At 66.0% G+C, this 12,338-nt stretch carries 6 protein-coding genes; all 6 read right to left on the reverse strand.

The features are described 5' to 3' along the window. Positions 1 to 26: 26 nt before the first annotated feature. Positions 27 to 4,763: a glutamate synthase-related protein gene (locus tag QPK32_RS11095; protein ID WP_290412869.1), complete on the reverse strand. Its 4,737-nt coding sequence runs from the start codon at positions 4,761 to 4,763 to the stop codon at positions 27 to 29. 180 nt (positions 4,764 to 4,943) lie between these two features. Further along, on the reverse strand, positions 4,944 to 5,639 hold the full coding sequence (locus QPK32_RS11100; protein WP_290412870.1) for a transposase: 696 nt from the start codon (positions 5,637 to 5,639) through the stop codon (positions 4,944 to 4,946). A gap of 160 nt (positions 5,640 to 5,799) precedes the next feature. Next, a complete protein-coding gene (locus tag QPK32_RS11105) occupies positions 5,800 to 6,480 on the reverse strand; it encodes a response regulator transcription factor (RefSeq protein WP_290412871.1) in 681 nt (226 codons plus the stop codon). Between the two features lie 96 nt (positions 6,481 to 6,576). Further along, positions 6,577 to 7,728: a PAS domain-containing sensor histidine kinase gene (locus tag QPK32_RS11110; RefSeq protein ID WP_290412872.1), complete on the reverse strand. Its 1,152-nt coding sequence runs from the start codon at positions 7,726 to 7,728 to the stop codon at positions 6,577 to 6,579. A 205-nt stretch (positions 7,729 to 7,933) separates the two neighbouring features. After that, complete coding sequence (locus tag QPK32_RS11115) at positions 7,934 to 11,056, reverse strand: DEAD/DEAH box helicase (protein ID WP_290412873.1); 3,123 nt, start codon at positions 11,054 to 11,056, stop codon at positions 7,934 to 7,936. A gap of 211 nt (positions 11,057 to 11,267) precedes the next feature. After that, complete coding sequence (locus QPK32_RS11120; protein WP_290412874.1) at positions 11,268 to 12,185, reverse strand: LysR family transcriptional regulator; 918 nt, start codon at positions 12,183 to 12,185, stop codon at positions 11,268 to 11,270. Positions 12,186 to 12,338 lie beyond the last annotated feature (153 nt).

Genomic DNA, 12,338 nt, shown 5'->3' on the forward strand with positions numbered 1-12,338 from the left:
TTGGTTCGGTGCGTCGGTGTGTCAGCTCAGGCAGCCAGTTCGACCCGGTCGTTGGCTTCTTCCATGCTGCTGTTGTGCATCTCTTCCAGCGCGCGCTTGTAGTCGGTCGGGAAGACCTTGACGAACTTGCCGCGGCTGGTGGCCCAGTCGTCCAGCAGGTTGCGCGCGCGGGTGGAGCCCGTGTGCTTGAAGTGGCGTTCGATCAGGCGCTTCAGGATCGCTTCGTCGGACTCGCGTTCGCCGTTGCGGGTCTGGCTGTGCCAGGTGGCTTTGTCTCCGCCCTGCTCCTTGCTCGACACCACGCGCTCGAGCGCCACCATGCTGGTATTGCACTTCTGCTCGAACTCGCCCTTCGGGTCGTACACATAGGCCACGCCGCCCGACATGCCCGCCGCGAAGTTGCGGCCGGTCTCGCCCAGCACGACGACGGTACCGCCGGTCATGTATTCGCAGCCGTGGTCGCCCAGGCCCTCGACGACGGCCGTCGCGCCCGAGTTACGCACCGCGAAGCGTTCGCCGGCCACGCCGTTGAAGAAGGCTTCACCCGAGATCGCACCGTACATCACCGTATTGCCGACGATGATGTTGTCGACAGCCCAGCCGCGGAACTCCGTGTTCGGGCGCACGATGATGCGGCCGCCCGACAGGCCTTTGCCCACGTAGTCGTTGCCTTCGCCGACCAGGTCCAGCGTGATGCCGGCCGCCAGGAAGGCGCCGGCCGACTGGCCCGCCGTACCCTGCAGCTGGATGTGGATCGTGTCGTCCGGCAGGCCGGCATGGCCGTAGCGCTTGGCGACTTCGCCAGACAGCATGGTGCCGACCGTGCGGTTCAGGTTCTTCACCGGCGAGATGAACGAGACGCGCTCGCCGCGCTCCAGCGCCGGTTTCGCCTGCGCGATCAGCTTGTGGTCCAGCGCGCGGTCCAGGCCGTGGTCCTGTTCTTCCGTGTGCAGCAGGGCGCGCGGGTCAAGCACCTTCGGCTGGTAGAAGATGTTCGAGAAGTCCAGGCCCTGCGCCTTCCAGTGGCCGATGGCCTTGCTCTTGTCCAGCAGGTCGGAGCGGCCGATCAGCTCGTCGTAGGTGCGGATGCCCAGCTGCGCCATCAATTGGCGCGCTTCCTCGGCGACGAAGAAGAAGTAGTTCACCACGTGTTCCGGCTTGCCCTGGAACTTCGCGCGCAGCACCGGATCCTGGGTGGCGACGCCCACGGGGCAGGTATTCAGGTGGCACTTGCGCATCATGATGCAGCCTTCCACCACCAGCGGCGCCGTGGCGAAGCCGATCTCGTCGGCGCCCAGCATGGCGGCGATGACGACGTCGCGGCCCGTCTTCATCTGGCCGTCTGCTTGAACGCGAATGCGGCTGCGCAGGCCGTTCAGCACGAGGGTCTGCTGCGTCTCGGCCAGGCCCAGTTCCCACGGGGTGCCGGCGTGCTTGACGGAGGACAGCGGCGAGGCGCCCGTGCCGCCGTCATGGCCGGCGACGACGACGTGGTCGGCCTTCGCCTTCGACACGCCGGCGGCCACGGTACCGATGCCCACTTCCGACACCAGCTTGACCGAGATCGAGGCGCGCGGATTGGCGTTCTTGAGGTCGTGGATCAGCTGGGCCAGGTCCTCGATCGAATAGATGTCGTGGTGCGGCGGCGGCGAAATCAGGCCCACGCCCGGCACCGAGAAGCGCAGCGAGGCGATGTACTCGGACACCTTGTGGCCCGGCAGCTGGCCGCCTTCGCCCGGCTTGGCGCCCTGCGCCATCTTGATCTGGATCTGGTCGGCCGCGTTCAGGTATTCGGCCGTTACGCCGAAGCGGCCCGACGCCACCTGCTTGATCTTCGAGCGCAGCGAGTCGCCTTCCTGCAGCGGAATGTCGGCGGCCACGCGGTCCTTGCCCAGGATCGACGCGAGGGTCTCGCCCTTGCTGATCTTGATGCCCTTGAATTCGTTCAGGTAGCGCGCCGGATCCTCGCCGCCCTCGCCCGTATTGCTCTTGCCGCCGATGCGGTTCATGGCGATGGCCAGCGTGGCGTGCGCCTCGGTCGAGATCGAGCCCAGCGACATCGCGCCGGTGGCGAAGCGCTTGACGATTTCCTTGGCCGGCTCGACCTCGTCCAGCGGGATCGCCTTGCTCGGGTCGATCTTGAATTCGAACAGGCCGCGCATCGTCAGGTGACGCTTGCTCTGGTCGTTGATCAGCTGCGCGTATTCCTTGTAGGTCGAGAAGTTGTTGGCGCGCGTGGAGTGCTGCAGCTTGGCGATGGCGTCCGGCGTCCACAGGTGGTCCTCGCCGCGCACGCGGTAGGCGTATTCGCCGCCCACGTCCAGCGTGTTGGCCAGGACCGGATCCTTGCCGAAGGCCAGCGCATGCAGGCGCAGCGCTTCTTCCGCCACTTCGAACAGGCCGATGCCCTCTACGGTCGACGACGTGCCCTTGAAGTACTTGTCGACCAGCGACTTGTTCAGGCCCACGGCTTCGAAGATCTGGGCGCCGCAGTAGGACATATAGGTCGAGATGCCCATCTTGGACATGACCTTCATGAGGCCCTTGCCGATCGCCTTCGTGTAGTTATACAGCACCTTGTCGACGGCGCGCTCTTCAAATTCCTTGTGCGGCAGGCTGTGCGCCAGGTCGGCCAGCGTCTCGAGGGCCAGGTACGGGTGCACGGCTTCCGCGCCGTAGCCGCCCAGCAGGGCGAAGTGGTGCGTCTCGCGCGCCGACCCCGTCTCGACGACCAGGCCCGTCGAGGCGCGCAGGCCGCGCATCACGAGGTGCTGGTGGATGGCCGAGGTGGCCAGCAGCGCGGGAATCGCCACCTGTTCCGACGACAGGTTGCGGTCCGAGACGATCAGGATGTTGTGGCCGGATTTCACCGCATCGACGGCTTCCGCGCACAGCGAGGCGAGCGAAGCCTCGATGCCTTCCTTGCCCCAGGCGACCGGATAGCAGATGTTCAATTCATACGACTTGAACTTGCCGCCCGTGTGCAGGCTGATATTGCGCAGGCGCGCCATGTCGTCCACGCCGATCACGGGCTGCGACACTTCCAGGCGCATCGGCGGGTTGACGTTGTTCGTGTCCAGCAGGTTCGGCTTCGGGCCGATGAAGGACACGAGCGACATCACCATCGCCTCGCGGATCGGGTCGATCGGCGGGTTGGTCACCTGCGCGAACAGCTGCTTGAAGTAGGCGTACAAGGGTTTCAGCTTGTTCGACATGACGGCCAGCGGCGAATCGTTGCCCATCGAGCCCGTCGCTTCCTCGCCCAGCACGGCCATCGGCGACATCAGGAATTTCAGGTCTTCCTGCGTGTAGCCGAACGCCTGCTGGCGGTCCAGCAGCGACAGCGCGGCCTTTTCGCCGTGGGCCGGGGTGTCCTTGGCGCGGTTGCCCGCCAGTTGCGACTCCGACAGCTTGATCTCGCCCAGCTTGATGCGCACCGACTTGATCCAGGCCTTGTAGGGCTTGGCGTTCGAATAGGTGTCCTTCAATTCCTTGTCGTCGATGATGCGGCCCGCTTCCAGGTCGATCAGGAACATCTTGCCCGGCTGCAGGCGCCATTTCTTGACGATGCGCGATTCCGGGATCGGCAGCACGCCCGATTCGGACGCCATCACGACCAGGTCGTCGTCCGTGACGACATAGCGCGCCGGGCGCAGGCCGTTGCGGTCCAGCGTGCCGCCGATGTGGCGGCCGTCGGTGAAAGCCATGGCGGCCGGGCCGTCCCACGGTTCCATCATCGCCGCGTAGTATTCATAGAAGGCGCGGCGATTGTCGTCCATCATCGTGTGGTTTTCCCACGCTTCCGGAATCATCATCATCATCGCCTGGGCGATCGGGTAGCCGGCCATGACCAGCAGTTCCAGCGCGTTGTCGAAGCAGGCGGTGTCCGACTGGCCTTCGTAGATCAGCGGGAACAGCTTGTTCAGGTCGTCGCCCAGCACGGCCGACTTCATGACGCCTTCGCGCGCGCGGGTCCAGTTGAAATTGCCCTTCACCGTGTTGATCTCGCCGTTGTGGGCGATCAGGCGGTACGGGTGCGCGAGCGGCCATTCCGGGAAGGTGTTCGTGGAGAAGCGCTGGTGCACGAGGGCCAGCGCCGACACGCAGCGCGGATCCTGCAGGTCCTTGTAGTACACGCCGACCTGGTCCGCCAGCAGCAGGCCCTTGTAGACGATGGTGCGCGCCGACATCGACGGCACGAAGAATTCCTTGCCGTGGTTGAGCTTCAGCGCCTGGATCGCGTGGCCCGACGATTTGCGGATCACGTACAGCTTGCGCTCGAGCGCGTCGGTGACCATCACGTCCGGGCCGCGGCCGATGAAGATCTGGCGGATCACGGGCTCCTTCGCGCGCACGGTCGGCGACATCGGCATCGCGTCATCGACCGGCACGTTGCGCCAGCCCAGCACGACCTGGCCCTCGGCGCGCACGGCGCGTTCGATTTCCTGCTCGCAGGCGATGCGCGAGGCGTGTTCCTTCGGCAGGAACACCATGCCGACGCCGTATTCTCCTGGCGGCGGCAGTTCGATGCCCTGCTTGGCCATCTCGTCGCGGAAGTACTGGTCCGGGATCTGGATCAGGATGCCGGCCCCGTCGCCCATCAGCGCATCGGCGCCGACGGCGCCCCGGTGGTCGAGGTTCTTCAGGATCAGCAAGCCCTGCTCGACGATCGAGTGGCTCTTGTTGCCCTTGATGTGGGCGACGAAACCGACGCCGCAGGCGTCGTGTTCATTGGCGGGGTCGTACAAACCTTGGGCAATCATGGGGGCTCCGCAGCATTCTGGTCATATCGAAAGACGAGAATAGAGCAGACCTCGGCAAACGGCAACAGGAACAAATAGGGTCGGAGTCACATTAATTTCACCGAAGCTCATCGAACGAATAATTGGGGACATAGTCGTTAAGGTGAAGAAACGATGCTGGAGCGTCGAAAAAATGCGGATTTATGCTTCCTTGACCTTGAAAGGACGTCCGCGCTTGGCCGGCAGGACTTGGCGTTTGGTCTGGCGTTCCAGCTCGACCAGATAGGCATGCGACCCCAGCACGCCCCCCTTCGCGACGGCCGCATCGATGACCGCGAGTTCGTCCGCGTTCAAGCCTTGTTGCGCCATTGCGATGTACGCCGCTTCGCGCTGGAACGGCGTGTTCCCCAGTTCCCAGTAGCGGGCGTGGTCCGTGACCAGGGGATCCGGCAGCACGCCGGCATGATGCGCGTGGCTGGACCAGCGGTAGTCCAGCGGTGCGAAGGCGGCCTGGCTGCGTACCGGGTGCAGTTCCAGATAGCACATGGCGGGCAGCAGGTACTGCGCGGGGTCGACCGGCGCCGTGCGGAAGCGTCCGCCGAACAGCGTGCCCGAGCGGCCGTACTTGTTGTTGAACCAGGGGACGTAGAGGCGGCCGACCTTCTGCATCATCGCCGCCAGGCCCTCCTCGTCGGCCGGCGTGGCCAGCAGGTGCAGGTGGTTGGGCAGCAGGACATACGCGTGGATGGCCACGCGATAGGCCTTGGCCGCCTCCTTCAGCCAGCCGAGGAAGCGCCCGTGGTCTTCGTCGTCGCGAAAGATGGGCTGGTTGTCGTTGCCACGCTGGACGATATAGTGCGGCTGGTGCGGGAGGATGAGGCGGGGCTGGCGGGCCATGGTGGAATCTTCGAGGGGTGGAAAGAAGATTCTAGCGCAGGCAGCGCACCCTGTCCCTATTAAATGGAAGACCGTCGCCCCTGCGCAGGCAGGGGCCCAATGTGACGTATGATTCGGCGAAATTGGGTCCCTGCCTTCGCAGGGACGACGTGCAGACGGTTCAGGCCAGCGTGAATCCGGCCGACAGGCTGTAGCCCTCGCCGTACGCGCTGCGCAGCGGCAGGTCCTGGCCCAGCCCGGTTCTCGCCTTCTTGCGCAGGCGGTAGACCAGCATGTCGACGCGGCGGCTGGCGTCCGGGTCGTCGCCGCCCATGCCGGCCACGATCACCTGGCGCGGCACGGGCCGCGTATTGATCGTCAACAGGTGCAGGAAATTGCACTCTTTTTCGGTCAGGTCGATCACCTTGCCCATCAGCTCCAGCTGGCGGGCCGAGACGCGCAGCGTCCACTTGGTGGGTGGCGGCACCGGTTCGGACGGACGCACGCGGCGGTCCAGCGCTTCGATGTGGGCGGCCAGTTCGGGGAACTTGATCGGCTTGGTGAGGTAGTGGTCGGCGCCCAGGCGCAGGCCCAGGATGCGGTTGTCGAAGGCGACCCGGCCGGTGAGTACCAGCAGGCCGATCTCGGGATACAGCTGGCGCATGCGCGGGATGACATTGAATCCATCCTCGTCGGGCAAGCCCAGGTCCAGCACCACCACGGCGGCCGGGGTGCGCGTCAGCGCGGCCCACATATCGCCGGCCGTGGTCGCGATCGTGACCTCGTGGCCGAGTTCCTTGAGGAAGTCGGCCATGTCGCCGGCGTATTCGCCATTGTCTTCAACAATCAGTATTTGCGTCATGGGTATGCCATGTTGTCGTTATTTCGATGTCCCACCTGGAGCACACGGCTCACGATCTTGTCGGGTGGTTACCCCGCCGCACTCCCGATTATCCCGTCAGGCCTGTCCGGAAGCAAGACCTTGCGGAAACCTTTCCGCTTCTCTTTCCACTTCCAACTGCACCGGCAGCCATATGCGGAACTCGGCGCCCTGCCCTTCCCGGCCCGCATGCGTGAGCGCGCCGCCATGCACCTCGACCAGCGAGCGCGCCATGTAAAGACCGAGGCCGCTGCCGGGGACGCCGGCCGCGTTCGCGCCGCGGTACCCCTTGTCGAAGATGCGTGCAATATCACCTTCCGGCACGCCCGGCCCCGCGTCGCGCAGCGCCAGCGCCACGCCGCCGTCCTCGCGCCGCCCCGTCACTTCCAGCGCGGTGCCGGCCGGCGTGTAGCGCAGCGCATTGTCGAGCAAGACCTTCAATGCCAGGCGCAGGCCGGCCGGATCGGCACGCAGCGTGGCCGGCAGCGCCTCCACGCCGGACGTCACCGGGCGCCCGGCCATGCGCGCCTGCGCCACCAATTCGTCCAGCAGCAGGCGCGGCGCCACCGTGTCGGCGCGGCGCTGGCGGCCGAGTTCGGCCATGCGCTCCGGCGACAGGTAGTCGTCCAGCATCGCGATCAGGCGGTCGGTGGCCGTGGCGATCTTGCGGTAGCGCTGGCGCGTCGCCTCGTCGGCGCCCGTCTGCGTCGCTTCCAGGCGCTGGATCGCGCCGTCGATCGTCGACAGCGGAGTGCGGAATTCATGGTTCAGCATGCTGGCGAAACGCTTGCGCTCGCGTTCGCGCTCGCGCCGCGCGGACAAGTCGCGCAGCACCGCCACCAGCGTCGACACCGTGCCGTCCGCGCCCGGCACCAGCGTCGAGATCACCTCGACGGGAATCTCGCGGCCGTCCGGACGGCGCAGGTCGAATTCGCGCACCACGCGCAGGCGCGACCCGTCGCCGGCGGCGAAGCGGCGCAGCCGTTCCGCCAGGCCGGCGCACAGCGGCTGCAGCGGTCCCGGCGTATCGTTCGAGGTCAATTGCGCGTGAACGTCGGCCGCGCCATAGCCCAGCATCGCGTCGATGCCCGGGCTGACATAGACCGGCACGCCGGCGGCGCAATCGATGATGAAGACGAGGTCGCCGCCCAGTTCGGCGGCCGTGCGGAAAGCGGCGGCATCCGCCAGCCCTTCCTGGCCAGGCAACGGAAGGGGGTCGCGTCGTTTCATGGCGGCTTTCCGGGTAGGAGTGATGACAGACAATTATTGCTGTCACAAGTATAGTGCTGAGCTTCCCTCTTTGTATAGAAAACCCCTTCTACCCGCTGCTGGGGCGTTGCGCCAAGCACGCACCATGCATGAAAAAAGGGCAAGCCTTGCGGCTTGCCCTTCATCGCATATGCACATTTGGCATATGCACGTTTGCCGGTTCAGGTCACGCCGATGCTTCGTCCAGCGGCGCGAAGATCGCCTGCAGGTCTTCCTGCGTCAAGGCCATCTTCTGCGACTCGCCCTCGGCCAGGATCGACTGCGCCAGCTCCGACTTCTTCTGCTGCAGCAGCTGGATCTTTTCTTCCAGCGTGCCCTTGGCGATCAGCTTGTACACGAACACGGGCTTGTCCTGGCCGATGCGCCAGGCGCGGTCGGTGGCCTGGTTCTCGGCGGCCGGGTTCCACCACGGGTCGTAGTGGATCACGGTGTCGGCCGCGGTCAGGTTCAGGCCCACGCCGCCGGCCTTCAGGCTGATCAGGAAGATCGGCACGGCGCCCTGCTGGAACGCGGCCACCTGGGCCGAACGGTCGCGCGTCTCGCCGGTGAGGATGGCGTAGGGGATCTTGCGCGCCTCCAGTTCTTCCTCGATCAGGCCCAGCATGCTGGTGAATTGCGAGAACACGAGGATCTTGCGGCCCTCGCCCAGCAGGTCGTCGACCATCTGCATCAGGTCGGTCAGCTTGGCCGACACGGCCGCCGTGTTCTTCTTGGCCGGCATCGCCTTCACCAGGCGCGGGTCGCAGCAGACCTGGCGCAGTTTCAGGAGCGCTTCCAGGATCACGATCTGGCTGCGCGCCACGCCCTTGCGGTCGATCTCCTCGCGCACCTTCTTGTCCATCGCCAGGCGCACGGTCTCGTACAGGTCGCGCTGCGGACCGCTGATCTCGATGCGGCGGATCATTTCCGTCTTCTGCGGCAGCTCCTTGGCCACGTTGTCCTTGGTCCGGCGCAGCAGGAAGGGCTTGATGCGGCGGTTCAGCAGCGTGCGGCGCACCGGGTCGTCCTGGCGTTCGATCGGATGGCGGAACTGCGTATTGAAGGTCTTCTCGTCGCCCAGCAGGCCCGGCAGCAGGAAGTGGAACTGCGACCACAGCTCGCCCAGGTGGTTTTCCAGCGGCGTGCCGGACAGGCACAGGCGGTGGCGCGCGTTCAGCGAGCCGGCCGTCTGCGCCGCCTTCGAGCGGGTGTTCTTGATGTAGTGCGATTCGTCCAGGATGACCAGGTGGTATTCGTGCTCGCGCAGCTTTTCCTCGTCGCGCGGCAGCAAGGCGTAGGTGGTCAGCACGATGTCGGCCTTGTCGATCTCGTCGAACAAGTCCATGCGTTCCTTGCCCTGCAAGAGCAGCACCTTCAGGCTCGGCGCGAAGCGCGCCGCTTCCTCCATCCAGTTCATCATCAGGCTGGTCGGCGCGATGACGAGGGCCGGATTGGTCAGGCGGCCCGCTTCCTTTTCCGTCAGGATGTGGGCGATGGTCTGCACGGTCTTGCCGAGGCCCATGTCGTCGGCCAGGATGCCGCCCAGGTCGTACTCGCGCAGGAACTGCATCCATGCCAGGCCGTCGAGCTGGTAGTCGCGCAGCGAGGCTTGCAGGCCCTTGGGCGCCTCGACCTTCTTGACCTTGCCGAACTGGCTCAGCTTGCGGCCCGTCTCGCGCAGGCGCTCGCCGCCGGTCCAGCTGAACTCGCCGCCGCGCGCCAGTTCTTCCAGGCGCGCCGCGTCCAGCGTCGACAGGCGGACCTTGTTCTTGATCTTGTCGTTGAAGTACAGCTCGCCCAGCGTGGACAGGATCGGCTTCACGCGGCCCCACGGCAGCGCCACGCGCACGCCGTCGGACAAGGTCGCCAGCATCTGGTCGGCTTCGCCGTGCGCGGCCAGCACTTCCGGATTGAAGTCGAGCGGCGCGCTGCGGATCAGCTGCACGAGCACGGGCAGCAGGGGCACGCGCTTCTTGGCCACCACGATGCCCAGTTCCAGCTCGAACCAGGCGTTGCCCGCTTCGGGCGGTTCGTCGATCTCGGCATACCAGTCCTCGACCGGCACCACGTCGTAGCGGTACTTCGGCGACTTCTGCACGTGCCAGCCGAGGTCGGACAGCGCGTCGAGCTCGTTTTCGGCAAAGCGCAGCCAGTGCGCCTGGCTATCCAGCAATTGCGCGCCGGCCAATGCCGACAGCGGCGCCGTGACCGGCTTGTGGAAACCGATCTCTTGCAGCATGTCGAGCGCGGCGGCTTCGAAGGCCTCGTTGCGCTGGATGACTTCGGTGACGTCGCCGATCTGGCGCACCACGCGCTGGGCCGGGTCGAACGAGATGCGCTGGCCGTCGTAGTCGAACGACAGCACGGCGAAATCCTGCCAGCGCTGGGTCGCGCCGTCGGGTACCTGCACCGCATCCAGCAGCAGGTGCGGCTGCGGCTTGACGTCGGTGCGGATGCGCTGCGTCAGCGGTTGCGGCAGCGGCATCAATTGCTGCAGGCCGTGCGCCAGCAGCAGCTGGGACACGCGCTTTTTATCGGTGCCGGTCAGCAGCGGGGCCTGCGACACGAGGGCTTGCAGGTCGGCCAGCGAGATGTCGATGCCGCCGCGGTTCAATTCCAGCGGACCGCAGGACAGGTTGTCGATGTACCACGGCGGGTCGGTCGGCAGCATGTAGTCGACCAGGTCCGCTCCCGGGTGGTTGGCGGCGCCGCCCGCCGGCTCCACCGACCAGCCCAGCTTGGCCGTGCGGCCTTCGTCGCGCCAGGTGAGGTTCGCCTTGCGCACGGGGCCGGCCTGCAGCGGGTACAGCAGGCCGTTGCCCATGTCGGACCACGAGTTCGCCCACAGCAGCTTGCCCTGCTCGAGCAGCATCTGCAGCAGGATCGCGCCCACCTTGCCCTTCGGCTCGGTGGCGCTGGTGCTCTGGTTGGAGCCGCTGCGCATGGCGATGAAGAAGCGGACCAGGTCGACGTCGTCGCCCTCCAGGTAGGCGGGCGGCGCCGACAGCAGCGAGAACACTTCGCTCACCGGGCTGGCCGCGGCGACGTCGCCGTTCGGGCGCAGGCGCGCCTTGCACAGGCACACCGCGACATGGCGGCCACCGCTGGTCGGGGCCATGACGTAAACGAATTTGTACTGGACGGCCTTGGGGTCGGCGACTTCCGCGGTCAGCTTGGGTTGCGGATGCGCTGCCGCTTCGACCCTTTGCAGCCAGCTCAACACCGGCGCGGGCAGGGCCGGGGCGCGGGCGGGCGCGCGGGCCGGAGGTGCGTCGCTGGTGTCGTCGCGGTGAAAATCAACTGTGTGCATGGGGTCTCACGAGTCCGAATTTGAAAAAACAACAATTCCTATTATCCGCCATGCGACCCCTACTGTTTTGTTCGGAATCGCACGTAGCGGTGAAAACTTTACAGGCCGAAAGGAGTAGAAGTTACACGCTGCCGTCCAGTTTTGCCAGCCCCCGGATGCGCATTTTTTCGTGTGACTTCTCTAGAGAACGGGGCATGGCAGCTTCCTCACCTTATGTCACCAGGCGCCAGCTCGGCGAACCCAGGTGGCGCACGAAGAATTCGGACAGCGCCTCGACCTTGGCCGGCCGCGTGCGCGCCGACGGCGTGACGAAATACAGGCCGCCGCGCGCCATCGCCCAGTCCTGCAGGATCGGCACCAGGCGGCCGTCGCGCACGTAATCGGCCGCGATGAATTCCGGGAACTCGGCGATCGCCAGGCCGGCCAGCACGGTCGGCAGCAGCGCGTCCGAATTCGTCACGCGCAGCGGACCCGCGGGGCGGATATCGACTTCCTCTCCGGCCGCGTCCGTGAAACGCCAGACGTCGTTGCGCCGATGATAGGCATAGCCCAGGCAGGCGTGGCTGTTCAAGTCGGTCGGGTGGCGCGGCGTGCCGCAGCGTTCCAGGTAGGATGGAGCGGCCACCAGCACCTGCCCCACCGGACACAGCTTGCGCGCCACCAGCGAGGAATCGGGCATGACGGCGATGCGCAGGGCGGCATCGAAACCCTGGCCGACGATGTCGACGGTGGCGTCGCTCAGGTGCAGGTCGACCTCGATGTCGGGATACGTGGTGAAGAATTCCGGCATCAGCGGCGCCACCCAGCGCAGCCCGAAGGACATCGGCACGGCCAGGCGTACCAGGCCGCGCGGGCGCGCCGACAGTTCGCGCGCCGCCCCTTCGGCCTGTTCGGCTTCGCGGTAGAGGCGCAGCGCGCTGTCGGCGATGGTGCGGCCGAACTCGGTCAGCGCGAGCTGGCGCGAGGTGCGGTTCAGCAGGCGCGCGCCGAGGCGTTCCTCGAGCCGGGCGACGGCGCGCGACACGGTCGCCACCGACACGCCGAGGGCCCGCGCCGCGCCGGCGAACGAGCGTTCCTCGGCCACCTTGGCGAACATCGCGAGACCTTCGAAATCGGGCAGTTTGGACATCGATCCCTTCATGCATGAGCAGCCGGACCTGCCATGTTACGGCATCTCGGCGCGGGACGGTATGGGCCTATCGGTCAGGCGGCATCGTCGATACCACCAAAAATGCAAAGATGGTTTTCGATCAGTGCTATTTTAATGCTATGGCTTCCTCGG

This window comes from Massilia sp. YIM B02763 (genome assembly GCF_030412015.1).
GTDB lineage: Bacteria > Pseudomonadota > Gammaproteobacteria > Burkholderiales > Burkholderiaceae_D > Telluria.